This window comes from Breznakia sp. PF5-3 (assembly GCF_029504745.1).
GTDB lineage: Bacteria > Bacillota_I > Bacilli_A > Erysipelotrichales > Erysipelotrichaceae > Breznakia.
This window is the reverse complement of the sequence record NZ_JAQFIQ010000039.1, coordinates 1-22,046: the sequence shown is the minus strand read 5'-3', so window position 1 is coordinate 22,046 and position 22,046 is coordinate 1. Positions and strand designations below refer to the sequence as shown.

The window sequence follows — 22,046 nt, the reverse complement described above, 5'->3', positions numbered from 1 at the left end:
TAAAGTGGACTTTATAAGCCACAAGGAGGAAAAATAAAACCTTCATTCAAAACGAATCTATTATCTATTAATTAGAGTGTAAATGCAATCGATATGGAAGGCGATGCTTCTGTTTGATTACATTACATATTATACGAGGGGGAATAATATGGATACAAAAATATATAATAAGCAGATGCGAGTATTTACGAAAAAGATGAAGGAATTAGGATTTCAAAAATGGAAATCAACCTTTTTTGTGAGAAAAACAGAGTATGATGTTGTTGAAGAGATTCATATACAGCGATTCAGCGATGGAAAAGAGGTAACAGGAAATTACGGTTTTTCTTTATTATATCAACCATATTTAGCAACTCGATTCGAAACAAGTAGAAGGTTTGGACAATTAGTTTATGGAAAAGATCATTGGTGGCCATTAGAAACAGAGGCAGATTGCGAAAAAGCATTTGATGATTTTTATAATATTATCAAAGAAAAAATCATTCCAGAATTTAATAAATTTAAAGATTCTAAAGAGATAATAAAATTAAGTGAAGATAAAATTTTGTTTTTCCAACACTATATAAAAATCCTTATAAATTTACATAGCAAAAATTATAGAGAAGCTAAAAAAAACTATGATTATACTATAGAAAATTTTGATATTTTAAACGAAAATGAAAAAGATTTTTATTTTATTGATCTAAATAGAAAAGAATTAAGTGAAATACCTAAAATGGTATTTCATGACGAAAGAGCTTGTATGGATTTTCTTAAATCCAATATTGACGAAAATATTAAAAAAATGAAATATCCATTTAAATAGATTAAAATATTTAATTAACTAATTGCAATCTTGCCTTGTATCCTTTTAGTAGGATATAAAGATAAAGCTGTAAGTCCAGATGAAAATATGTATCCACCCCATAGTTAAGAAGGCGCAAGAATAAGACAAATACACAGTTGAATTCTAACTCTACAACATCAAGTGATTCAGAAAATTCTAAAAACAAGAATAAGGGTTCGAATGCTGATTGGAAAAAGCAAACAGATAAAATGAATAATCACACTGATAAATATGGGGATTCACATGATAATTTGGATACGAAAGGGGAACCTAATTCAAGTACAGACCTTTATGATAAAAATACTAAGGAATTACTACAACGAAGATTTTATGATGAGAATGGAAATGTAATTAAAGATATTGATTTTAAACATAATGATCCTAACAATAACCATATATTTCCACATGAACATTATTTGGATTGGACAAAAAATCCACCAAGGGAGTAAAAAAATGAATAAAGAAGAAATTAAAAGAAACAACATAATATTACATGAGGCGTTAACAAAGGAACTACTAAACAATCATTCGATTGCTGCGCTAATGAAACTGATTGAAATGGGAAGGGAAATAGAATTAATATATAATAATAAGAGTATAAGCATAACTCATTTAGATAATAAAATTCTTTTCTCTTTTGAAGATAGTACTGAACGCTTTAATGATATTTGGAGTGTTATTGTTCAGGGAAGAACAGATGGTGATTTTTTTATTGATTGTTGGAATGAAATGAGTATAAAAGCCTTATTTTGATATAATAAATATAAAAATGATTTAAACTAGTTTTTGGATAGGGTTCGGGGAATCATCAACCAAGTGCTAATACGAAAGTTAATACATTACCTGAAACTAAAGCACCAAATGCAATGAAATCATCCGATGTTGTAAATTCATGGGATAATTATTTAGGTAAAAACCAAACTAATATAAATCCACGAACTGGACTTGTTGATAATAATCGAATATTCTCTGCAGATGGAACAAGAAGTATTCGATTTGGAAATCATGAAATGGGAAGCATGGGTACTCCAAAAGGTCACTTTCACTTTGAAACATGGACCTATGACTCTGTAAATGATGTTATGAATGTGTCCAATATATTACAAAGAATCATACCATAAGGAGAAACAAATGGAGTTAAAAATTTTATCATATAATAATAAACAAAAAAGAAATATACGGGTTAAATCAAAGTATGGAGAATTCAATGTCATTTGGGATGGTGAGTTACCAGTAATTGGTGCAGAAGTAGATGTTGAATTAGACATTGATAAAAATCTAACTTGGAATACAGATATATCATTAGCAACAAACAATACGCTTCAGATTAGACAAATACAAGATGATATTGTAATTCAAGGCAAATTAGAAGAAACTGATAGTGATGGATTTACTGTACTACGTTTAAATAACAGTATTATTACTTTTATTACTGAGGGGAAAGCATTTCCTATCAACAGTATTATTCAAATCAAAATCTTAAAAATTAAGGCCTATCCAACTGATTACTAATTACAGTTATTAAAGCATTGAAGAAAGCCTCAGTTCTAGCTCATTATTGAAGCTAAGAATTGATTCTTTTTATATAATTGATGGTGAACTTTTTGGATAGAGTTCGGAAAGTAGTAACTAAAGATATTCATGGTAAAATTAAAAGGAATATGGAAGGAGTCATTGTATATACAGACGAGGTTATTTTATTTATGAAGTAGAATTTTTAGATTCAGAAAGATATATGATAGATTTACAAACTATTAAGGAATAAAGTTTGGAACTAATAAAAAAATAAAGGTAGTGAAGGAGAATGCAAATGAAGCTTATTAAAAAATATAGGAGGACTTCTTTATTGGCAACATCATATAGTAAAGGGTTATACGCCCTTTATGTTGCCAAGTATGTAAGGGTTTATAATTCAAGCAATGAAAAAATATATGAATTAAGAATAGATTACCCTTCTGCTGGGTGTTTTTCTGAAGATGATAATTGTTTATTTGTATTTTTCAATAATCATTATGTATTAAAAATAGATTTTATTAATGATTCTGTAGAAAAAGTATTAGAATTAATGGAAGATAGCATAACAATGGATGTTATAACAATGGTATCAAATAAAATGTATCTTCAATTTTCTTATTTTGAGGGGGAAAAGCATAAAAATAAATTAATACAATGGAACTGCGATGAAGAAAAAATTATGGAACAATCACTTGATTCAAAACTACATGTAATCAGTAGATTGAATACGGAAAAGACTTATTTTATTGTAACAACTGAATTGCCAATGAAGTCAAAAAAATTTATGACTAAATCATTTTATTTGGCACAAAATGATTTAGTAGAATTAGATGTTTTTAGTTCTAATGATGACATTTTCAAGTATTACAAGTCTTTGAAATATCTAGTTATTTCTGGGAAAAAACATGTATCAATTAAAAAAAATATGAAAATAGTTTATTTTGATAAAACAATAGATAGAACAACGCCAATTGATTTTGTAATAAATGAAAAAAGTAATTATTTAATGTATGAGATAGATGGGGAAATAAAAATTATATCATTGAATAATTTTAAGGTTATTGATAAATATGAGGTACTTGGTAAAATAAATATTATTAATCCTGATACGCTTGATATTGTTGACACCTATAAAGGGAGGATTCCAATAAACAATATGGATTTTATTAGAGAAACAAATATGGTGATTTTTGAAAATAATAATGATGTAGAAATTTGTAGATATATAAGTTTGTCGGAGGATGGATAAAAATGGTGTTTTTTAGAGCAAGATATCAATACGGGACAGATATTTTAAAAATATGGAATTATACTGTAATGTTTAAATTATAGGAGACAATATGGAAAATGAAAAAAAATTATATGATTATTTAAATGTTTTTTTAAGTCTTGGAGAATGTAAAGATAAATCAACTTTAAGTGGTGATAGTAAAAGTAGTAATAAAGCATTTAAAAAATTAGAAAAAATATTTGAAATAGCAAAAAAAGTAGTCTAAAGGATAGAGAAATCTTTTATAACGAAATTCTTAATACAACAATAAGTCCAAGTACATTGATAACATGTAGTGCACAAATGCTTAAACTCAATATTTCTTCTAAGTTAGCAAGAGAAAAATTAGAGGAAGTAAAAAATAATGATGAGTATCATCCTCTATTTAGATTTAATGCAGAAATGTTTCTTAAAGAATGGGATAAAGGAAATATAAAACCAATCAGCTAGAAATCAAGAAATAAAAAATAGGCTATTCTAGATTTGCTTAACCTAAATTTTGAATCTATACTAACGTATTATTTTTAAAATTGTTTAAGAGCTTTTTAATGGTTGATAGAATTTATTAATTATAGAAAACGATCAGATTAATTTTATGTTATATTGTTGTATAATGGAATTAAAAAAGATACAAGTGGAATGAAATAGAAATATACATAATCTAAAATAGGAGAAAAAATGAGTAAACATGAAAGTAGAGTAAAAAAGGATTTTATTATTTTAGGGATAGTCTTAATTTTTATTTTAGGATGTATAGTTTTAGTTTTTATAAAAAATATCATTGAAAATGAACAGTTAACGGAAATAAAGTTAACTGAGAAAGTGAGCGAAACAGAAAAAAAAGAAATAGACCGATTTTATAAAGAATCTCCTGAACTAATAGTTGAAGGAAAAGCGTTAGATATGAAATATATCTGGTATGATCCATATAATAGTAAAGAGTGTACATTTGATCTAGTTTTAAAAGGCAAAAAATACGAAGTGATTAATAAAATAGATATTAGTTATTGTGAAATCAACAATAATTCTTGTGAAATTAATACTGTAACACTGGATGATTTAGAAAACTTGATTTATGATTCAACAACTTTTGTAAAACTGAAGAGTTTTTCAATAGAAGATATCGATATCAATGAAGCATTTATAAATGATAAAGAGAAATATGATTTAAAAAATGTAACAATAGATATTTATTTTAATGATAAAATGGAAACATTCAATATGGTTGTCGATTCTAAAGCAATGATTAAATTATATTCTCCTCAAAAAAACTTCGAATATATTTTAGATAATCCCGATATAGACTTAGATGAAAATGCTAGTAATTATTTGCCAATGTATTTTAGAGTGCTTTTTTACAATGATTTTGATAGTTATATAGAAGAATTAGATAAACTTATAGAAATTATTAATGCACATGATAATAAGGAAGCAATATTAGAAGGTAATAATAATATCGAGGATATTTTTCATCCTACATCAACATATGAGAGTGTAAATACAGTACAAGCAGAAGCAATTTATAAAAGATTAAAAAATATGTATGGGAATTTAGATTTCGATTTGGAAGAAAGTAGAGCATATGTAATTTATCACGTGATCGATAAATTGAATGAAGAATTAAAATTATATTCAGAAAAAGATTTTGAAGTTGATGAAGGTTTTAATATAGAAGATTATTTAACAAAATAGAGTTATACTTGTAAAGTAACGTAGTATGGAACACTTTTTATGGGTGAGTGTCCAATGTTTAGATAATTTGAAACCAAAATTTTAGACAGGTTCGAAAATAATCATATTCTGCGGATAGTCATTGGAGTAAAGGGAGTTTTGATAGCTTACAATCCTCTTTAGATTACCATTATACCGAGCATGGTGCAGAAGTGGACGCAGCAAGTAAGCAAAATTATTTAAATAAAGCAGTGGAATTCTCAAAGATTTTGAAGGGAGCCACGAAGTCAAAAGTTGATGGATTTGTAGAAGGAGTTATTAGATACAAGAAAAATGGAAAGTATATTGATATAGCACCAGATGGTTCAATAGTATCATTTGGAGCACAATAAGTAAGGAGACAATAAATTATGGGACCATACAATAAATTTGCAATTATAGCAAATATCGAAAATAATATTGATTATGGTATGAAAAGTTCAAAAAATTATGACGTTATAAAAATTTCAGATGATTTTGTTAATGAATGGGTTTCCAACTTGGAAAAAATACCAACGTTTTGGCATAACTTAAATAGGCCTAATGAAGGGTTGGCACGTTATGGAGTAACACTTATTCCACCAAAATCACTTTTGGAATTCTTAAATGTTGTAATAAAAGATGAGAATAAAAGTGAAGTGAAAAAACTAATAGAATTGATTGAAGAAGCTATAAAAGAAAAAAAATATATAATTCATTTTGGCATTTAATTTATAAAAAATTAGGTACTTTTCAATAGAGGAGTGTCTAATTTTGTATATTATGAAATCAAATTCTTGGATAGTGTTCGGATAAGAAGTTAATGACCAATAAAGAAGCAACAGAAAAACTTGAATATAAGGATACGAATCAATATTCTTATGGTCAAAAAATATTCAAAAAAGGAAATAAGTATATAAACCCAGATGCAGATATACATAGTGGTGGAACATGGAAATGGCAAGTTCCATCAAGGTTTTAGGAAGTGTAAATACTAGGATGGGAACCTATGATGAGTTTTTAAATTGGATTGCGCCATAATGATAAAAGAAAGGATAACAAAATGAGATTTAGAATAACAAAATATAATCCTGAGTATAGAGCTGATAACGGGGCATATACTGTAGATGATTGGATTTCGGTAGGAGAGATTGGAAAAGTTTTCAATGGAACTAAATTAAGTTTAGATACATATTTAGGAATGGAAAAAAATTATTTGGATTCAATTAATATTATTTTTAAAACCTTTAATTGTAAGAATATTGTTGTAAAAAAATGGAGAAATATGTTTCTTTTGAAGAAATTGAGAAAAATTTATTTGATATGCCTTATTTGAAAGCAAAAAAAATATTTATAGATGCAAAAAATGAAATGATTTTAGATTTAGACGAAGCACTGATATTTGCTACTCTAATTTTGCGAGAATCAATATGGTGTGAACTTGTAGATATTGATAAGAAATTTAAAATTCAATTTGGCTATGATTATTATATGTATTGTGTATGCAATTATTTAAAAAAGGATAGCATAAAAAAAATTGAAGAATTAGGTTTGTTTGTCGATATAATGTAGATATAAATTATTTTGTCTTGGATAGGGTTCGGATAAGAAACTGAATGATAAAATCCGCAATAGAAATAGAAATCCATCAGATGGGTATAAAGGCAATAAAACTTTTCAAAAAAGAGATAGATATTTCCAAATGGTATTACAAAGAATATGATTTATATCCAAGCGATTCTAATGCAGAGATAGGCTTAGAAAAAGAGGTTATGAGCGGTGATGGTTCGATTTAGTATACACCAGATCATTACAGAACATTTATTAGAATAAAATAGACAGAGGTGAGAAATGCAAAATTTAAAATTGTTAAAAAAAGAGCTGGTTAAAAAGGGGGTTGCATTTGAAAAAGGATTATCTAATCAAGAAATTATTGAAATTGAGAAGATTTATAATATTACCTTTCCTATTGAATATATAGAATTTTTAAAAATAGGACTCCCTGTTAGTAAAGGATTTTACAATTGGAGAGATCTAACACCTGAAAATATTAACCGTATAAAAGAAAAAATGAATATTCCATTCATTGATATAATAAACTATTGCGATGAAATTGATTATTGGCCAAAAGGCTGGGGAATACGGCCTGAAACTGATCAAGAATTGAAGAAAAAAATTGAATTGCTTCTTAAAGAAGCTCCTAAGTTGATTCCAGTCTACATACATAGATACATTCCAGTAACAAACGGAACTCCTCCAATTTTTTCAATAATGGGTTTAGACATTATCTACTATGGAAAAAATTTGTTTCAATATTTAGAAATTGAATTTGGAATAAAAGAATATAACGGAATTAAATTTGAAAAAATTGAACATATAAAATTTTGGAGTGATACAATAAACTGGTAATAAATAGTGAAACAACTAAAAATGAACACTTTGTTACAATGAGATGTTTATTTTTAATATTAAGTTTATTTAGACAGGGTCGGATAAGAAAATAGGTGAAAATAGTACCTTTATTAGAACTCTTCCCAAAATCAATAAATTATTAACAGAATCATGGATTAAAAATGCAATTGAAAAAGGATTAAAATATTTAGGATATTAAAGGTGAATAAAATGAAAAGTAATAAAAAATTTAGAAGTATATTAGCTAACATAAATCATAAGGTTGAGGATGCTTATTTGATTAATATGAAAATGGATAATCTTAAAAAATTATTTAATCCCAGATTTGAAAACATATATGGTTGTATAGTTTTTAAAAATCAAAATATTAATTTAAGCATTGATGATTTTAATAGATTATTAAAAATTTATAATGACAAAACAGGTTTTGAAGCAAATAATAATGAGATAAGGGTAAATGATTATATTGAAAATGATATTACTGTAGATGAATCATTAGAAATTGCTCTATTATTAATAGATAATTGGAGTTTAAAGTTAAAAAAAATTGATATGAAATCAGAATTTTGTTTTATTATAAGTTGTGAGCCGCCATACACAACATTACGTTTTCATAAGGTAAGAGAGGATGAAGCATTATGGATTTCAGAGGAGTTGGAAAAGTTTGATCAACCGATAGGCTATACGATAATATAATTAATAATGATGATTTTTAGATAGGGTTGGGATAATGGACCAAAAAATCAAAAATAAATAAGTGACAAATACTTAAAGGGTAATGATATGATTCACATTAATTTAAAGCAGATTACGTAAAGAAAGAGATATCAAAATATAATATTTATAAGGATAAATTTGATGCTCAATTATAGACTTCTGCGTGAAGCCGGAAGTGTCGTTTTTATTCTAACAGAGGTATTTTTTCTTAAAAAAGTAATATATTGAATAAGATGGAGGCTATGAATGGAATATTTAAAAAAAACAAATGCAAGGATTAAATTCGAAATTCGTGGAGATAAATTTGATCCTCAGTTAATTAGTGATAAATTAAATCTAGTACCCGATAAAATATGGAAGACAGGAGATTTTATTGAAAATCGAAACGCAAAAAGAAAGTGTAGTGCTTGGATTCTAGGAGGAGAGTTTATAGAAACACTAGATATTGGTGAGGAAATAACGAAAATAATAAATAAGATTGAAAGTAAGACGGTTATCATAAATGAACTTAAAAAGGAATTAAATGTAGAATGTAATTTTATCATAGCTGTTGAAACATGGGATGAGCAAAACCCATCAATATATTTATCAAAAAGAGTTATATCTTTTGCCAATGAAGTTCAGGCGGATTTTGATTTTGATATGTATGTGTATAATTCATAGTATGTAGAGATACCGAAATATTAGATATTTTTCTAAAAGGAGTTACAAAACAATAGTCCATTTAAAATATATAATTTGGATCAGGATTCGAATAAGAAAACAGATAAATCAATTAAGGATGCACCAAATTATCCAGAAGGATTTCAAAACAGACAAAGTGGAACTACCAAAAATACAATTAATAACAAAGAGCTACTAAATTATTTGAGACAAATAGAATCTGGGGAGCGCTATAAAGTGTATAAAGATGGATATACTTTATCTGACGAAAAAATAACACTTCACTATTTTCAAAGTGGGTCTGGAATAATTTTGATTTTAAAATAAGAGGATATTTTTGGAGTAATCCATAAGGAGGAACAATGTTAAAAATAAGTTTAGAAGAATATAATGATGTGCAACAATTTTTATTAATTAATATTATTGGACTCATGGAATCCTTGAGCCATGAGTGCATTACAATAACAGATGCTGAAGTTGCTTTATTTACACCCTACAGTATTTCTATTTTGAAAAAATTAGATATTGATAGAGATATTATAGAGTTGATAAGTATGGGGTTGGAATTAGAAGATTACGAATCCTTAATTCCTCATAAGTTAAATGAAATAATTGATGAAATTAAAGAGTTAGCAATCAAAAAATTAAAACAAATGAAAAATAAAGAAAGCCAAATGATTTCAAGGGAAAAGTGGATTGATAATTAGAAATTAAGTTGTCTTGGACTGGGTAGATATTTTAGAAAGGAAGATAGAAAATGAAATATAAGCTATATGATACAATTCAACTGATTACAAATAAATATGTACCAATCGGTGTACTAAAAGGAACATTTGGAATAATAGTAGAAATATATGATGAAGATAATTTTGAAATAGAATTTATTCAAAATGATGCTTATCCAACTGGTAAGGTTTTTCCTGTAAAAAAAGAAGAAATTATGCTAGTAGACTCTTCTATTATAAAAAGTGATCTTGAAAGATACGTGAAAGGGAATATACAGCAAAACTCTAAATTGTAAGAGTAGAAAAATATAGTTTTGTATAGGAAGGAAATATTAATATGCAATTAAAGAAGAGATTTATTGTAATAGTTTTATTGTTAATTATCGTATCTATTTTTACTACATCTAATGATGAAAGTCAGGGGCTTAGTCAATATGTAGAAACAGAATTTAATGAATTAACGAGAGATTTTGATGATGTTGAATATAATAAAATGATAGATTCTATGACGGATAATAATTTTTACTTAGAAATAGTTCAGAAAAAAAATGAAAGCCTATCAATTTTTGCATTGTACGATAGTAAGGGAATTATTTATTCAAGTTATGCACCAATTGTTTCTGAAGAAAAAAATATGCATACTGGAATCATAACACATGATCGTTATGAATATGAATTTGGATTATATTTAGGGGAAGTATCAGTAAATTACCAAGGAGATCACATACATTTAAAGCAAAAAACGGTAGATACTTCAATGTATGGAAAAACTACTTTATGGTATATAAAAATGAAGAAAGATACAGAATTTAAAGAAGAATTATTGAAATTAGAATAACCAAAATTCTTTTTTTAAATATCAACCATTCTACTTAATGAAAACGAAAATTGAAAGAATAAGGTAAAAGAAGATGGAAATAATGAAAGTGTATACGTATGATGATAATCAACTGAATAAATAACAAAAATGTATAATCCAACTAAGGCAGTTAATTATATAGCATGATATACTAAAAGTAATGGATTTTTAGATTATAAATAAGAAAGGGATAAAATGAAAAAATATATAATAATATTTATGCTTATTATTAGTGGCTGTAACGATAAAAAAAATATGGGAAAAATCAGAAATCAATTATGTATGTTCACAAAGCAATGATATAGCAGAAATTAGTTTGAATTTAACATATAAAAATTCAAAACTAAGTAAGATGATTGAAACATGGAGACAACCTTATGATAAGGTTGCGGTAGAAAAAAGCAAATTTCTTGAAGAAATGAATGAAGATATCAAAAACTATGAAAGTCAAAAAGGACAAACGATAGAGTTTATAGAACAAGAAGAGGATTATAAACTTATTATTTCATACGATTTTGAAATATCTAAAGATTATAATCCGTTTCAAACACGACATTATTCATTGATTATTTCCACTGGAAATTTGGAAAATGAAAAAGAGTTTATTGATTCTTTAAAAAAATCTGGATTCACTTGTGAGTCTGATAATTAACAGTAAGAAATTAAGCGTAAGGATAGAGCAAATTGACACATAATGTTAAGGAAGAATTATGGTGTATTTCGTCTAAATTAGAGTTTAAAAAGAAAAACAAACACAAGTGATTGGCACGCAACTTCGTGCTTAAGATGAAGTTGAATATATAGGATTTAAGATGTGATTATAATTTAAAAGTTACTGTAGACTTAGAAGACTTTATATTCCATTAGGTAAGTAAAAGAATAATGACATGACTGAAAATGATTTATTACAGGATATTTGGGAAGAAGATATTAGGCTGAATTATAGTTAGAAAATCAGCATATACGCAGATAAAAGGAGGATGTATGAAAAATCAAATTACACAAATAATAAATAATTGGAATCCAATTGAAATACAGCCTCTTTTAGAGGATGAATATGAACCAGAAATAGAAAAAATAGTAGAATGGCTAATACTCAATAAAAGAGTTGATTCAATTAAACTCGCACAATATATTGGTGAAGTATTCATCAAATATTTTGGAATTTCGCTATACAAGATAGATGAGAGAAAAGTTTTATCTGTTGCGGAAGAAATAATACAAATAAAGAGTGATATATAGTAGCAATAACCGATATACATGTTGAGATAAGAGAGATGTTTATGGATTATCGATAGTAGAAAAATACTGTTATACAGGTAGCAGGATTAAATAGCAATGTTATAGCCGAATGTAATAATTAATTTAAGGAGGAGAACATGAAAAAAAGTAAGCATATTGATTTTAGCTATATTGCTTATAGGGTGTACTAAAAGTACATCTGACGAGCAATATAATGAAAAGGATTTATATATCAAATATTCTGATTTAGTTGAGCAACATAAAAAGAGTCTTACTTTTAATGTTGTGATGTCTGATCTTTTTAAATATACAAATAAAGGCGAAGGAATTACAAAGTCAATGGTTGCGGATTTTGAAAAAAAAGATTCTGAACTAACAATTAGTAATGGAAAAATAGCGGTTGAAGATAGCGTATGTGATTTTAATTATCAAGAAGGTAATATTTATTTAATTGAAGGTAATTACAAGGTTAAGTTTAATTATAGTCAAACTAATCTTGATTATGAAGATTTGTTTTTAAATTTAGATGAAAATCAAATTTTAAATATAAGTTATGAAGAAATTGAAAATAGTATGGGTATAATTAACATTAGTATTGATCCATCAAAAATAAATAATGAAGTTTTTTTAGAGAGTCTTATTTTACAGATGTAGATATAATGAAAATTAACTCAATATCTATTAAAATCCAATTTAATGAAAGCAATGAAATTATGATGCTTGGTTTGTTAGCAAAGATTGATATAGTAGACGAAGGAATTGAAAATGAATTGGAATGGAATAAGTCAATAATATATACAAGAATTAATGAAGCTATAGTTAATAAAGCAAGTGATACTTCAACATATGATGAAATAAAATTTGAGAATAGACCAAAATGTATGGAGTACTAATTTTTTGATCGAAATTACTAATGTATATGTATAGAAAGGGAACATAATATGAACACAGAAAATAAAAAATTGATTAAACTGTTAGAAATCAAAAACAACTATTATTCAGCATTTGATTATAATATAAAATATATATCTGCATATCTCTCTGGTTATAATTATAGCCAAATAGAAGCAGGATATATTCCTGTTGATCCATTCTCAAAGAATCTATTTTTTAATAGATTGGATTCTTATATACGTAATTCTTATCATATAAACATGACTGTAAGTATGTATAGTATTATAAACTTTTTTACAGAGAACACTGAAAATGCATTCCATAATTTTTATGAAGCCATTGATATAGTTTTAAATCAGTCTTTAGAATCATATGTACAATCTATAAAAGATAATGCAGCATATGTACTTGTGTTTCCTAACAAATCTAACAAAGTGGATTTAAATAGATTAGTAGATTTATTAAAAAAGATAAAAGAAAGACCAGGTATGTATTTAGGTGAAAAATCACTTACAGGATTAAGTTGGTTTTTGACAGGGTATATTCTCAGTGAAATAGAAATCTATGAAAATACAGACTCTTGTTATGTAGTCGGATCATTTGAGAAATTTTTGAATGACAAGCATAACTACAAAGATAAAAGATGGGACAAAATAATAAGTTTCATTGAGCCAACAGAAATGCCAGCTTTTGATTTTTTCTATAAAGAATTAACAAAGTATACAAATCAATTAAATAAACTAACTAAATGTTAAACTAAAATTTATGAAGAAGTGCGTAATGATTTATAAAAAAGAATTAGCTATATTAGCTTGGATGTAACTGCTCATAATATTGGCACTTAAAAAACAACGAATTTAGTATAAAAGATAAATTCAAAAATTTGTGAATAGAAATGAAGATTTATTTTGGAGAGAATATTAAATATGAAAAATAATATTGGTAAAATCACATTAAAAGAAGTAGTTGAACTGCGATTAGAATATTTTAAAAAGCTAACACAAAATATTGAGGATGATTTATATGAATACAATTGTGGGAAACTAGATTCCTATAATAAAATATATATTGATATAAGTGTAATGGATGAAAAAGACTTTTTAAATAAATACTGTAAAGAAGTAGTCAATTTTTCTTCGAAAATGAATACTGAAAAACAAGAATATATTCAAAAGATAGGATTTGAATCAGGGAAAAATAATGCAATTGTAGAGTTTTTAGCAATCATAAATCCAGAGCTTGAGTATTTTGAAAATGTAAATGAATTTTAGGAGATCATAATATATGCCATCAATAAGATATAGAACATATCCCAAAAGTATTAAGAATATACTCATTCATATCAGTAACGTAAGAAATGAAAAAATATTGCTCAAAAATTTTATTGATGAAATTGATAAATTTAGCAAAACAGATACTTTGCTAGATTTAGGGCATTGTCTTCATAGGGGGCTGATTGCTTTTGATGAGTGTGAGGATATATATGAAGAAGTAAGTGTTAATTATTATAAATCAGTGTTATTTGATGCTTTTTCAGGAACCAATTACACCTTAGTTCTAAAAAAAATATATAGTGAAAATATAGATGTCAGTCTAAGAATCACATTAAAAGGAGAAGAATATTTAAAGAGCTATAGAAAGCAAGCGTGGTTACATTATACGTATCCAATTATAGTAATCGTATCAATAGTTTTATTCGCATTGATATCGTGTATTATGAGTTAATAGGAGTAAAATAATACTAAAATAGAATTTTAAAAAGGATAACTTTTAATGGTAAAATGAGTTTAGATTAATCCAGTTTAGGAACGACAGAAAATATTTAGAAGATTGTGAAGAAAGAGAGAAAAATGAAAAGAAAATTACTAATTATGTTAATGGTAATATTATCAGGGTGCAACAATATCTCTACGAATGAAAAATTACATAACTATTTTGAAGAAAAAACTTTTACAGCTTGTTATTTTGAAGGATATACTAAAAATATAGTAGATAAAGATAGAATTTTTATGAGTATTCAGAAAAAACAATTATAGTTTGCATGCAATAATGAAAAATGGAAAAGTAGATTCTTTATGGTTTGGTTATATTGGAGATACAACATCTTATCGCTGTGCTATATATAATCCAAGTCCCGAGTGGGAATGGACAGAAGAAGATATTTATACGAAACAAAATATCAAAAAGGAAATATGGGAAATTGTAATGATATAGAATAGTTAGAATTTCAAAAAAGTTAATTCAGTAATTCAGCTAAGAAAATAAGATAGATGGTTTATTAAGAAACTGGAGTATGTAATACATTTAATACTGCAAAAGTATTATGACTAGAAAAAATCAATGGAGGGGAAAATGATTAAAAAAAGCATTTTAGTTATCTTGATTATTGTATGTTGTGGATGTACTCATGATATTGAAAAAAAGACTTGTACATATAGTAATAATAAAATGAAGGATGAAGTTATATTTACTATTAAAAATGAAGAGGTTATTAATTTAAATTGGAAAATGGAAAGACGAATATTTAGTGAAGATAACAAACTATCTGATGATGAGAAAAAAAGGATAATAAAGAATGTTTTAAAATCATATTCATTTGAAAGTGATGGAGTAGATTCACAAGCAGAAATTGTAGAGTTCAAATTATATGCAACTATAAACATTGATTTTAATAAAATAAAAAATATAGAAGAATTTACTAGATTAACTTCTCTAGAAATAGAGAATAAGGATAATGTTAGTTATTCGAAATTGAAAAAACAATTAAAAACAAAAGCAGATTTTATATGTGAATGATATTTTTTATTTTGTAATTAAAACAAGCTTTGAATAGAAACAAAATGATACAGATAATACTAAGTAGCAAAGGAAAGGATAATTTAATGGAGAAGTTATATTATGAAGAAAACAAAGATTTAGAAAGTATAAAAACTATAGTGAAGAATCAACAATTCACATCTATTTTTTGTGCTTTTACTAAATTAAGTCGTTATCGGTATGTAGATCGAATAGGAAAGAAAAAGAATATAGTATTTATGAAATCTTTAGAAGAAAGAGAAATAGACTTTAAACAGGGAGAAGATGTATATATAATTGTATTTCATAAATTAAAGGATATAGATAAATACTTTGATATTTTAAAACAAAAGAAAGTATCAGGGCTGCTTGTAATGACGAATGAAAAAATTAGAGATATAAAGGATGGGGAGTATGCATTCAGTTCAATATATGGAGTGAATTATTATAATGTTGATTGCATGCAAGTATACCATGATGCAAATAAAGAAAAAAGTAGAATAGCATATTTATATGACCAGGAAGTAATGGGAAACATATTGTTAGACAAAAATAGTGAGATAAGTCCAATTGTCATTAAATATGAAAAATTGGATGGAGTAGAATATCAAAAAATAATATATGAAAATTTCCAAAAAATAAAAAAAGAATATCCTAACTTTTATACAGACGGAGTAAGTTATTTGTTTTGGCATAGTGAAGAATATCAAAAAAAACTTGAGATGAATATTAATAAAGTTTTTTTAATGGATAAAAAATATAGAAATCAAATATATAAGCTGTTTAAAGAATATGCTAAAGAAATATTGCAGCCATCTTTAACTCTAACATATGAAAATAAGACATATGTGGAGCAAGAGTTGGTTTTTGTGAAAGAAGCATCTATGGGGAAGCAACTTTTTGTTTCTTTTCGATTAAATGACACACATTTATCAGTAGGATGTGAATTTGATGCATTTCATTCAAATGCAACAGAAATATTTTTCTTTAGAGCTTATGAATTTGATACTGTCAATTTTACTTCAATAACAACAGAAGAAAAAATAGAAACATATAAAAACGAAGTTAAAAAATATTTTGAATGTATGATAGTTCAAATAGATCAAATGATAGAATTACTTAATAAGATAGAAGATAATACTGTATATTGTGAGAAGGCTTTTATACAGGCATAGAATTATATTTGTTAATATGAATTGATAATATTATTATAAGGGGAAATAGTATGGATACAAAAATATACAATAAGCAGATGCGAATATTCACAAAAAAGATGAAGGAATTAGGATTTCAAAAATGGAAATCAACCTTTTTTGTGAGAAGAACAGAGTATGATGTTGTTGAAGAGATTCATATACAGCGATTCAGCGATGGAAAAGAGGTAACAGGAAACTATCATTTTTCATTACTTTATCAGCCATATTATGCAGGACATTTTACATCTTTCAGAAGATTTGGGAATTTAGTTTATGGACGTGACTATTGGTGGCCATTGGAAACTGAGGAAGATTGTGAGAAAGCATTTGATGATTTTTATCATATAGTTAAAGAAAGAATCATTCCAGAGTTTAAAAATTCTCAACATCCTAAAAAGATTATTGAAATGAGTTATGGCGATAACATTTGCTATCAACAATATATAAAAGTTCTTATAAACTTATATTATGAAAATTACAAAGAAGCAAAAGAAGCGTATACGGAAATGATAAAAAATTTTGAAAGTTTAAATAGTGGAATGCCAGAATATGTTATTGATGGGAATAAAAAAAGGTTAAATGAGTTATCAACAATTGATTTTTCTAATCCAGAGGAATGCAAACGGTTTATAGAAAGTAATATGGAAACCAATATTGAAAAAATGAAATATCCATTCAAATAAGGTTATAGAAGGCAAGTATGCAAAAGAAGAGGAAGATGTAGGTGTATAAAATCATGCTGCTCTGTAGTTAGTTAGCAGTCTCTATAGGAAGTCTTACTCAAGGTAAACTGACAAGATATAGAGGTAAAGTTGTAAATCCCGATGGGAATACAATTGAAAAAATAAAGGAGAAGCTTATATGTATAAATGCTTAGTATGTGGTTATCTTGGATTATATGAAAAGCCTTATGATAAAAATGGATGTGCTTCCTATGAAATTTGTCCATGTTGTGGATTTCAGTTCGGTTTTGACGATAAAGATCAAGGTAAAACATTTGAGAGTTATAGAATAAAATGGATATCTGATGGAGCACAATGGAGTAATAAAAAAAAGCAACCTAGAAATTGGAGTTTAGAAGAGCAATTAAAAAATTTATAGAAAAAATGATAGTATATTTCTAGAAATTAGAATTTAATAGGAGTATATAACTAAAAAGAAAGAATGATTATAAGTATTTAAATCAGATGAAGGGAGTAGTTGTTAGAATTAAGCAGAGTGAAAAAGGAGTTATTAAAGATATAAGTATTGATATTGAAAAAGTTGGTTTGTCCAATTTAAGTAAACTAGCATATACTTTTGATGAATTTAAAAAAGAGGATTACATTAGCGTAGAGAAAAGAGTTGATTATTTAAAATCTACTGGTCCTTACGAATGTAAAACAGAATAGAGTTCAAAGGTTAGATAAGGTTAAAACGTTTTAAGAAGTTCTTACAAATAAGTGGATGAAGATAAATCTAAACAGTAATTAAATTGTAAGGGTGGAGAATGAGAAAGCTATTCCTTCTAATAGCCCATATAAATCTAAAATAAAAAGGAGAAATAAATGATTAAATCTAAGCAAATACAAAATTCAATAGATAGGTTGAATTATTATGATGCAAGAGCACAAAAGTTGGAGTCTAGCTACTTTGGTGACGAAACTACTTTAACTTTTGAAGGAATTGACAAAGATAACATTTTAAAGTTTGTAGGATGTTATAAAGTTTTATTTGACCATGTAAAAAACTACGATAAATTTAGGCCAGTTAAGGAAATGATAATTCCACAAATTCCATATTTTCTACAAAAAATAGAGGTTGAAGATGTTGAAATTGATGGAAAACAATTTTTGAAATGTAATATTAATATGTTTCCTCTATATATTGAGTTGATATGTGAAAATATAAGTGTTAGTAATTAATGAAGGCTATGCGATTGGAACGAATAGTGATACTTTTCTTTAAATTATAGATGATAAATCAATGCCAAGAGTTACAAGGAATATTGATACATTAATATAATTAATAAATGGTATATTGAAAGTTATGACAAGGAAAGAAACCAGCGCAAGTAAAACAATAATGAAAATTGATTAATTGATGAGGGGGATATGATGCTGGAGGAAAAAAGTTTTAAAATAATATGTATTTCAATGATATTTATCTTAATATCATGTTCGCAAAAAGACATTAATAAGAGTAAATATTGCTTAAATATTGAGCAAAGTATTAAAGAAAATGAAATTACAGATTTTTCAGTTGGTAAAAAACAAATCAACTTTACTGATGAACAGTTGAAGCAACCATGTGATAGTATAATTGGGCTAAATAAAAATCAAATTAAAGAATACTTAACTGCAATTCAAGGAGTTTATATAACTAATGATTTTAGATATGAGGATGAAAAATCAATTTCTGATGAAATTGATATACTTGTAAAAAAGGAATATGAAAAAAAGTATATAAATAATGTAATAGAAATTAAAAAAGATAAGATAGTATACAAGGAAGTAGATTATAAAAAAATTTATATTTCCTATAATCCCAATTTAGTACAATCCCCCGATAATAATTATCCGACACAGATTTTTACTAATGATTATGAAGAGGATATTCTTATTTATATTAATTCTAAAGGATATGTAGATTCATTTTATATGTATGATATTATTACTCTGAAAAACGGAGAAAATGTTGTAATAAAAGTAGTCTATAAAATAAAGAAGTGATGCAAGAGAAACAAAAAAGTATACTATCAATATAATTAAAAATTAAACTGTTTTGGATAGTATTAAAATAGTATAGGAAACGCAATGATGATTGATAGCAGCTATATAGGAAAGAGTCGAAATTTTACATTTTAAGGAGAATATTAATGAAACTTATTAAAAAATATAGAAATACTTCTTTATTAGCAACATCATATAGTAAAGGGTTATACGCCCTTTATGTTGCCAAGTATGTAAGGGTTTATAATTCAAGCAATGAAAAAATATATGAATTAAGAATAGATTATCCTTCTGCTGGGTGTTTTTCTGAAGATGATAGTTGTTTATTTGTATTCTTCAATAATCATTATGTATTAAAAATAGATTTTATTAATGATTCTGTAGAAAAAGTATTAGAGTTAATAGAAGATGGTATATTCATGGAAGTAATGAGTGTTGTTTCAAATAAATTATATATTTTGTATTCTTATTTTAATGTTGATAATTATGATAGTAAATTAACTACTTTAAGTATTGAAGATGGCCTAAGAGAAGATATAGATTTCGAAGAAAAAGTCAATAAAATAGGGGCGGTAAGGACGACTAATACTTTCTATTTAGTAACTGCGATTGCCCCATTAATAGGGAGTAAAACAAAGACAAATATTATGTATCTAAAAAATGACAAATGGATTACTTCAAATAGCTGTTCAAATATGTTAAATCTTTCTTTTTATTGTGAGACGTTAGGATATATAATTGTATCTGGTATGAATCACATACTTATAAAAAAAGATGATGAAATTTTGTATATAGATGAAACAGAGGAAAGAACAGAACCAATAGTTTTTGCAATAAATGAGAGAGAGAAAATAATTATGTATGAAATAGATGGATATATAAAAATCGTATCCTTAGATAGCTTTAAAGTGTTGGACGAATATGAGGCAATTGGGAAAATAAATATAATTTCCTCGGACACACTTGAGACAATTAAAGTTACTAAAGGAAAACTTATGGTTTTAGAGATGGGATTTATTGGAAATAGTGATAAAGTAGTATTTAGATTAAATAATGATATAGCTGTGTGTTCGTATGAGATAAATTAAGTAAAATATGAATAGAAATAGGATTAAAATGCTTAAAGACAATAAAGAAAAATAATGAAAAAGACTGTTATTTTTAATGCTAACATCATTATTTACTTATTCTTACTCTAGTATTCATGAAAATTCCAGATATAGCTTTTAGTAAAGTATATCTAAAAATGAGCAAAGATGAAGTAGCAAACTTTAGAATTTCTGTTAAGGAATTGAAACCACTTGTTTCATTACAAATAGCTAGATTACTTAAGTTGATAATGAAATCTGTATAGAAGATAATAGAAAGGCATGTGAGCCACTGCTAATATTATGAAAAAGGGAGAATTTAAATGCAAAAGAAATATATAATCATTATACTTGTAGTATTAATTTTGGGATGTAGTAATGACAAAGAAGATTTAAATAAAACATGTGATAATAATTATCAATGTATATATGTTGATGAGAAAAAAGCTATATTAAATGATATGGAAATCAGACCAATTTTAATCAAAAAATTGGGTAATAATTATGATAATAATACACAAATTGATAATATGGGAATAACAATCCATGAAAATAGAATATACTATGTTTTACAAACATATATCAATACAGAGGAAATGAGAAAAACTACAGGAAATTATGCTATTGATGTATATACTGGTGAAGTTTATGAAACGAATACAGGGGAATATAGGAAAATTGAATAATTAATTGGAGAGTATATGTAGTTGATGTTGAAATGGTCAAAATAAAGTAGTAAACGGTATAAAGATTTTAATAGGAACAAGTTTGTTTGATACTACTAATATCAAAGAAGAATTAGGTAAAGAAAAAATAAGGCAAAGATTTAGGCAGGTTAAGAAACAAAAGTTCTATTAATGGAGGAAGTACAGTTTCAAAGTAGAGAGGATATAATTGATGAACAAGGATATAAAAAATGATTGGAGATTAACAAATCAAGAAACTTATTTAATGGGAATTAACCTATGTTACCATAAATATAAACAACCATCAGAAAAGTGGAATCATGATCATTGCGAATTTTGCATGAAAACTTTTATGGAGGATTACAAAGAGATGGATAATTGTACAAATACTGGATATTCTAGTTTAGATAATTACTATTGGATTTGTGAAGAATGTTTTGAAGATTTTAAAGATTTATTTAAGTGGGTTGTAACAAAAGAATAGATTATTTTTATATAACAAACCAAAAGTGGAATTAATTTTTATGGAGAATAGACGATATTAATGGTTTATGAGGGAGAAGCTATGTTGAGAACTTTAGGATATGAAACAAAAGTAGAAAATGTTAAAAGATTATTACTTTTTTTATCGGGTAATAATGGAGAAAAAAATTAATAAAAAAACGCTTAATTCAACTAAGGAATACCTAAAGTATTAAAAAACGTTACAAACAGGTAATAAATTGAGCTTCTTTAAGGTTTGTCTTGAAATGTTAAA

General features: G+C 26.2%; 40 protein-coding genes and 1 pseudogene. All 41 read left to right on the top strand.

The features are described from left to right. The first annotated feature begins 148 nt into the window (after window positions 1–148). The 41 genes and pseudogenes from M2475_RS09145 (at window position 149) to M2475_RS08945 (ending at window position 21,773) form a co-directional block, all read left to right on the top strand. A complete protein-coding gene (locus M2475_RS09145; protein WP_277491085.1) occupies window positions 149–805 on the top strand; it encodes a DUF4304 domain-containing protein in 657 nt (218 codons plus the stop codon). 137 nt (window positions 806–942) lie between these two features. Then, window positions 943–1,275, top strand: coding sequence for a hypothetical protein (locus M2475_RS09140; protein WP_277491084.1), 333 nt, complete (start codon window positions 943–945; stop codon window positions 1,273–1,275). Between the two features lie 4 nt (window positions 1,276–1,279). Beyond that, window positions 1,280–1,579, top strand: coding sequence for a hypothetical protein (locus M2475_RS09135; RefSeq protein WP_277491083.1), 300 nt, complete (start codon window positions 1,280–1,282; stop codon window positions 1,577–1,579). Between the two features lie 113 nt (window positions 1,580–1,692). Further along, window positions 1,693–1,947 (top strand): hypothetical protein, encoded by a 255-nt coding sequence (locus M2475_RS09130; RefSeq protein WP_277491079.1) that lies wholly within the window; start codon window positions 1,693–1,695, stop codon window positions 1,945–1,947. A 10-nt stretch (window positions 1,948–1,957) separates the two neighbouring features. Next, window positions 1,958–2,338, top strand: a complete 381-nt coding sequence (locus tag M2475_RS09125; protein ID WP_277491078.1) for a hypothetical protein — start codon at window positions 1,958–1,960, stop codon at window positions 2,336–2,338. A 298-nt stretch (window positions 2,339–2,636) separates the two neighbouring features. Beyond that, complete coding sequence (locus M2475_RS09120; protein WP_277491077.1) at window positions 2,637–3,590, top strand: hypothetical protein; 954 nt, start codon at window positions 2,637–2,639, stop codon at window positions 3,588–3,590. Window positions 3,591–3,681: 91 nt separating this feature from the next. After that, window positions 3,682–3,837, top strand: a complete 156-nt coding sequence (locus tag M2475_RS09115; RefSeq protein ID WP_277491076.1) for a hypothetical protein — start codon at window positions 3,682–3,684, stop codon at window positions 3,835–3,837. Window positions 3,838–3,914: 77 nt separating this feature from the next. Further along, complete coding sequence (locus M2475_RS09110; protein WP_277491075.1) at window positions 3,915–4,061, top strand: hypothetical protein; 147 nt, start codon at window positions 3,915–3,917, stop codon at window positions 4,059–4,061. A 228-nt stretch (window positions 4,062–4,289) separates the two neighbouring features. Continuing rightward, complete coding sequence (locus M2475_RS09105) at window positions 4,290–5,303, top strand: hypothetical protein (protein ID WP_277491074.1); 1,014 nt, start codon at window positions 4,290–4,292, stop codon at window positions 5,301–5,303. A 191-nt stretch (window positions 5,304–5,494) separates the two neighbouring features. Continuing rightward, on the top strand, window positions 5,495–5,674 hold the full coding sequence (locus M2475_RS09100) for a hypothetical protein (protein ID WP_277491073.1): 180 nt from the start codon (window positions 5,495–5,497) through the stop codon (window positions 5,672–5,674). Between the two features lie 18 nt (window positions 5,675–5,692). Continuing rightward, window positions 5,693–6,031: a hypothetical protein gene (locus M2475_RS09095; RefSeq protein ID WP_277491072.1), complete on the top strand. Its 339-nt coding sequence runs from the start codon at window positions 5,693–5,695 to the stop codon at window positions 6,029–6,031. Window positions 6,032–6,123: 92 nt separating this feature from the next. Beyond that, window positions 6,124–6,282, top strand: coding sequence for a toxin C-terminal domain-containing protein (locus M2475_RS09090; protein ID WP_277491070.1), 159 nt, complete (start codon window positions 6,124–6,126; stop codon window positions 6,280–6,282). 81 nt (window positions 6,283–6,363) lie between these two features. Continuing rightward, a complete protein-coding gene (locus M2475_RS09085) occupies window positions 6,364–6,636 on the top strand; it encodes a hypothetical protein (protein ID WP_277491068.1) in 273 nt (90 codons plus the stop codon). After that, window positions 6,576–6,872: a hypothetical protein gene (locus M2475_RS09080; RefSeq protein WP_277491067.1), complete on the top strand. Its 297-nt coding sequence runs from the start codon at window positions 6,576–6,578 to the stop codon at window positions 6,870–6,872. The genes M2475_RS09085 and M2475_RS09080 overlap by 61 nt, the downstream gene beginning before the upstream one ends. A 44-nt stretch (window positions 6,873–6,916) precedes the next feature. Then, on the top strand, window positions 6,917–7,096 hold the full coding sequence (locus tag M2475_RS09075; RefSeq protein ID WP_277491066.1) for a hypothetical protein: 180 nt from the start codon (window positions 6,917–6,919) through the stop codon (window positions 7,094–7,096). A gap of 55 nt (window positions 7,097–7,151) precedes the next feature. Then, window positions 7,152–7,709 (top strand): hypothetical protein, encoded by a 558-nt coding sequence (locus tag M2475_RS09070; protein WP_277491065.1) that lies wholly within the window; start codon window positions 7,152–7,154, stop codon window positions 7,707–7,709. 213 nt (window positions 7,710–7,922) lie between these two features. Further along, a complete protein-coding gene (locus M2475_RS09065) occupies window positions 7,923–8,408 on the top strand; it encodes a hypothetical protein (RefSeq protein ID WP_277491064.1) in 486 nt (161 codons plus the stop codon). A gap of 267 nt (window positions 8,409–8,675) precedes the next feature. Next, the gene (locus M2475_RS09060; RefSeq protein ID WP_277491063.1) at window positions 8,676–9,092 is read left to right on the top strand and encodes a DUF4279 domain-containing protein; all 417 of its coding nucleotides are present in this window, start codon (window positions 8,676–8,678) and stop codon (window positions 9,090–9,092) included. A 75-nt stretch (window positions 9,093–9,167) separates the two neighbouring features. Next, a complete protein-coding gene (locus M2475_RS09055; RefSeq protein ID WP_277491062.1) occupies window positions 9,168–9,419 on the top strand; it encodes a hypothetical protein in 252 nt (83 codons plus the stop codon). A 35-nt stretch (window positions 9,420–9,454) separates the two neighbouring features. After that, window positions 9,455–9,799: a DUF3969 family protein gene (locus M2475_RS09050; RefSeq protein WP_277491061.1), complete on the top strand. Its 345-nt coding sequence runs from the start codon at window positions 9,455–9,457 to the stop codon at window positions 9,797–9,799. A 50-nt stretch (window positions 9,800–9,849) separates the two neighbouring features. After that, window positions 9,850–10,113: a DUF4926 domain-containing protein gene (locus M2475_RS09045; RefSeq protein WP_277491060.1), complete on the top strand. Its 264-nt coding sequence runs from the start codon at window positions 9,850–9,852 to the stop codon at window positions 10,111–10,113. A 41-nt stretch (window positions 10,114–10,154) separates the two neighbouring features. Next, complete coding sequence (locus M2475_RS09040; protein WP_277491058.1) at window positions 10,155–10,655, top strand: hypothetical protein; 501 nt, start codon at window positions 10,155–10,157, stop codon at window positions 10,653–10,655. Between the two features lie 253 nt (window positions 10,656–10,908). After that, the gene (locus tag M2475_RS09035; protein WP_277491057.1) at window positions 10,909–11,328 is read left to right on the top strand and encodes a hypothetical protein; all 420 of its coding nucleotides are present in this window, start codon (window positions 10,909–10,911) and stop codon (window positions 11,326–11,328) included. Between the two features lie 332 nt (window positions 11,329–11,660). Beyond that, complete coding sequence (locus M2475_RS09030) at window positions 11,661–11,918, top strand: hypothetical protein (RefSeq protein ID WP_277491056.1); 258 nt, start codon at window positions 11,661–11,663, stop codon at window positions 11,916–11,918. A gap of 156 nt (window positions 11,919–12,074) precedes the next feature. After that, window positions 12,075–12,572 (top strand): hypothetical protein, encoded by a 498-nt coding sequence (locus M2475_RS09025; protein ID WP_277491054.1) that lies wholly within the window; start codon window positions 12,075–12,077, stop codon window positions 12,570–12,572. Between the two features lie 5 nt (window positions 12,573–12,577). Beyond that, a complete protein-coding gene (locus M2475_RS09020) occupies window positions 12,578–12,811 on the top strand; it encodes a hypothetical protein (protein WP_277491052.1) in 234 nt (77 codons plus the stop codon). A gap of 48 nt (window positions 12,812–12,859) precedes the next feature. After that, window positions 12,860–13,567 (top strand): hypothetical protein, encoded by a 708-nt coding sequence (locus tag M2475_RS09015; RefSeq protein ID WP_277491048.1) that lies wholly within the window; start codon window positions 12,860–12,862, stop codon window positions 13,565–13,567. A gap of 171 nt (window positions 13,568–13,738) precedes the next feature. After that, window positions 13,739–14,083, top strand: coding sequence for a hypothetical protein (locus tag M2475_RS09010; protein WP_277491045.1), 345 nt, complete (start codon window positions 13,739–13,741; stop codon window positions 14,081–14,083). Window positions 14,084–14,096: 13 nt separating this feature from the next. Next, the gene (locus M2475_RS09005) at window positions 14,097–14,537 is read left to right on the top strand and encodes a hypothetical protein (protein WP_277491044.1); all 441 of its coding nucleotides are present in this window, start codon (window positions 14,097–14,099) and stop codon (window positions 14,535–14,537) included. Window positions 14,538–14,662: 125 nt separating this feature from the next. Then, the gene (locus M2475_RS09000) at window positions 14,663–14,848 is read left to right on the top strand and encodes a hypothetical protein (protein ID WP_277491043.1); all 186 of its coding nucleotides are present in this window, start codon (window positions 14,663–14,665) and stop codon (window positions 14,846–14,848) included. 13 nt (window positions 14,849–14,861) lie between these two features. Continuing rightward, on the top strand, window positions 14,862–15,026 hold the full coding sequence (locus M2475_RS08995; protein ID WP_277491041.1) for a hypothetical protein: 165 nt from the start codon (window positions 14,862–14,864) through the stop codon (window positions 15,024–15,026). 138 nt (window positions 15,027–15,164) lie between these two features. Continuing rightward, complete coding sequence (locus M2475_RS08990; RefSeq protein ID WP_277491040.1) at window positions 15,165–15,608, top strand: hypothetical protein; 444 nt, start codon at window positions 15,165–15,167, stop codon at window positions 15,606–15,608. A gap of 86 nt (window positions 15,609–15,694) precedes the next feature. Beyond that, the gene (locus M2475_RS08985; RefSeq protein WP_277491039.1) at window positions 15,695–16,783 is read left to right on the top strand and encodes a hypothetical protein; all 1,089 of its coding nucleotides are present in this window, start codon (window positions 15,695–15,697) and stop codon (window positions 16,781–16,783) included. A gap of 50 nt (window positions 16,784–16,833) precedes the next feature. After that, window positions 16,834–17,487: a DUF4304 domain-containing protein gene (locus tag M2475_RS08980; protein ID WP_277491038.1), complete on the top strand. Its 654-nt coding sequence runs from the start codon at window positions 16,834–16,836 to the stop codon at window positions 17,485–17,487. Window positions 17,488–17,665: 178 nt separating this feature from the next. Next, on the top strand, window positions 17,666–17,905 hold the full coding sequence (locus tag M2475_RS08975) for a hypothetical protein (RefSeq protein WP_277491036.1): 240 nt from the start codon (window positions 17,666–17,668) through the stop codon (window positions 17,903–17,905). Window positions 17,906–17,988: 83 nt separating this feature from the next. Further along, window positions 17,989–18,195 (top strand): annotated as a pseudogene (locus M2475_RS08970) (DUF1307 domain-containing protein); the annotation flags it as partial. 156 nt (window positions 18,196–18,351) lie between these two features. Beyond that, window positions 18,352–18,708, top strand: coding sequence for a hypothetical protein (locus M2475_RS08965; RefSeq protein WP_277491035.1), 357 nt, complete (start codon window positions 18,352–18,354; stop codon window positions 18,706–18,708). 192 nt (window positions 18,709–18,900) lie between these two features. After that, on the top strand, window positions 18,901–19,515 hold the full coding sequence (locus M2475_RS08960; protein WP_277491034.1) for a hypothetical protein: 615 nt from the start codon (window positions 18,901–18,903) through the stop codon (window positions 19,513–19,515). A 146-nt stretch (window positions 19,516–19,661) separates the two neighbouring features. Then, a complete protein-coding gene (locus M2475_RS08955) occupies window positions 19,662–20,603 on the top strand; it encodes a hypothetical protein (RefSeq protein WP_277491033.1) in 942 nt (313 codons plus the stop codon). 323 nt (window positions 20,604–20,926) lie between these two features. After that, complete coding sequence (locus M2475_RS08950) at window positions 20,927–21,289, top strand: hypothetical protein (protein ID WP_277491031.1); 363 nt, start codon at window positions 20,927–20,929, stop codon at window positions 21,287–21,289. Between the two features lie 211 nt (window positions 21,290–21,500). Next, window positions 21,501–21,773 carry a hypothetical protein gene (locus M2475_RS08945; RefSeq protein ID WP_277491029.1) on the top strand — a complete coding sequence of 91 codons (273 nt, stop codon included), beginning with the start codon at window positions 21,501–21,503 and terminating at the stop codon, window positions 21,771–21,773. Window positions 21,774–22,046: the final 273 nt, after the last annotated feature.

Bases quoted from the DNA above. Each gene is read 5' to 3' on its own strand.
- M2475_RS09145 (WP_277491085.1), top strand. From the start codon at position 149: ATGGATACAAAAATATATAATAAGCAGATGCGAGTATTTACGAAAAAG.
- M2475_RS09135 (WP_277491083.1), top strand. From the start codon at position 1,280: ATGAATAAAGAAGAAATTAAAAGAAACAACATAATATTACATGAGGCG.
- M2475_RS09130 (WP_277491079.1), top strand. From the start codon at position 1,693: ATGAAATCATCCGATGTTGTAAATTCATGGGATAATTATTTAGGTAAA.
- M2475_RS09125 (WP_277491078.1), top strand. From the start codon at position 1,958: ATGGAGTTAAAAATTTTATCATATAATAATAAACAAAAAAGAAATATA.
- M2475_RS09120 (WP_277491077.1), top strand. From the start codon at position 2,637: ATGAAGCTTATTAAAAAATATAGGAGGACTTCTTTATTGGCAACATCA.
- M2475_RS09115 (WP_277491076.1), top strand. From the start codon at position 3,682: ATGGAAAATGAAAAAAAATTATATGATTATTTAAATGTTTTTTTAAGT.
- M2475_RS09110 (WP_277491075.1), top strand. From the start codon at position 3,915: ATGCTTAAACTCAATATTTCTTCTAAGTTAGCAAGAGAAAAATTAGAG.
- M2475_RS09105 (WP_277491074.1), top strand. From the start codon at position 4,290: ATGAGTAAACATGAAAGTAGAGTAAAAAAGGATTTTATTATTTTAGGG.
- M2475_RS09095 (WP_277491072.1), top strand. From the start codon at position 5,693: ATGGGACCATACAATAAATTTGCAATTATAGCAAATATCGAAAATAAT.
- M2475_RS09090 (WP_277491070.1), top strand. From the start codon at position 6,124: ATGACCAATAAAGAAGCAACAGAAAAACTTGAATATAAGGATACGAAT.
- M2475_RS09085 (WP_277491068.1), top strand. From the start codon at position 6,364: ATGAGATTTAGAATAACAAAATATAATCCTGAGTATAGAGCTGATAAC.
- M2475_RS09080 (WP_277491067.1), top strand. From the start codon at position 6,576: ATGGAGAAATATGTTTCTTTTGAAGAAATTGAGAAAAATTTATTTGAT.
- M2475_RS09075 (WP_277491066.1), top strand. From the start codon at position 6,917: ATGATAAAATCCGCAATAGAAATAGAAATCCATCAGATGGGTATAAAG.
- M2475_RS09070 (WP_277491065.1), top strand. From the start codon at position 7,152: ATGCAAAATTTAAAATTGTTAAAAAAAGAGCTGGTTAAAAAGGGGGTT.
- M2475_RS09065 (WP_277491064.1), top strand. From the start codon at position 7,923: ATGAAAAGTAATAAAAAATTTAGAAGTATATTAGCTAACATAAATCAT.
- M2475_RS09060 (WP_277491063.1), top strand. From the start codon at position 8,676: ATGGAATATTTAAAAAAAACAAATGCAAGGATTAAATTCGAAATTCGT.
- M2475_RS09050 (WP_277491061.1), top strand. From the start codon at position 9,455: ATGTTAAAAATAAGTTTAGAAGAATATAATGATGTGCAACAATTTTTA.
- M2475_RS09045 (WP_277491060.1), top strand. From the start codon at position 9,850: ATGAAATATAAGCTATATGATACAATTCAACTGATTACAAATAAATAT.
- M2475_RS09040 (WP_277491058.1), top strand. From the start codon at position 10,155: ATGCAATTAAAGAAGAGATTTATTGTAATAGTTTTATTGTTAATTATC.
- M2475_RS09030 (WP_277491056.1), top strand. From the start codon at position 11,661: ATGAAAAATCAAATTACACAAATAATAAATAATTGGAATCCAATTGAA.
- M2475_RS09020 (WP_277491052.1), top strand. From the start codon at position 12,578: ATGAAAATTAACTCAATATCTATTAAAATCCAATTTAATGAAAGCAAT.
- M2475_RS09015 (WP_277491048.1), top strand. From the start codon at position 12,860: ATGAACACAGAAAATAAAAAATTGATTAAACTGTTAGAAATCAAAAAC.
- M2475_RS09010 (WP_277491045.1), top strand. From the start codon at position 13,739: ATGAAAAATAATATTGGTAAAATCACATTAAAAGAAGTAGTTGAACTG.
- M2475_RS09005 (WP_277491044.1), top strand. From the start codon at position 14,097: ATGCCATCAATAAGATATAGAACATATCCCAAAAGTATTAAGAATATA.
- M2475_RS09000 (WP_277491043.1), top strand. From the start codon at position 14,663: ATGAAAAGAAAATTACTAATTATGTTAATGGTAATATTATCAGGGTGC.
- M2475_RS08995 (WP_277491041.1), top strand. From the start codon at position 14,862: ATGAAAAATGGAAAAGTAGATTCTTTATGGTTTGGTTATATTGGAGAT.
- M2475_RS08990 (WP_277491040.1), top strand. From the start codon at position 15,165: ATGATTAAAAAAAGCATTTTAGTTATCTTGATTATTGTATGTTGTGGA.
- M2475_RS08985 (WP_277491039.1), top strand. From the start codon at position 15,695: ATGGAGAAGTTATATTATGAAGAAAACAAAGATTTAGAAAGTATAAAA.
- M2475_RS08980 (WP_277491038.1), top strand. From the start codon at position 16,834: ATGGATACAAAAATATACAATAAGCAGATGCGAATATTCACAAAAAAG.
- M2475_RS08975 (WP_277491036.1), top strand. From the start codon at position 17,666: ATGTATAAATGCTTAGTATGTGGTTATCTTGGATTATATGAAAAGCCT.
- M2475_RS08965 (WP_277491035.1), top strand. From the start codon at position 18,352: ATGATTAAATCTAAGCAAATACAAAATTCAATAGATAGGTTGAATTAT.
- M2475_RS08960 (WP_277491034.1), top strand. From the start codon at position 18,901: ATGCTGGAGGAAAAAAGTTTTAAAATAATATGTATTTCAATGATATTT.
- M2475_RS08955 (WP_277491033.1), top strand. From the start codon at position 19,662: ATGAAACTTATTAAAAAATATAGAAATACTTCTTTATTAGCAACATCA.
- M2475_RS08950 (WP_277491031.1), top strand. From the start codon at position 20,927: ATGCAAAAGAAATATATAATCATTATACTTGTAGTATTAATTTTGGGA.
- M2475_RS08945 (WP_277491029.1), top strand. From the start codon at position 21,501: ATGAACAAGGATATAAAAAATGATTGGAGATTAACAAATCAAGAAACT.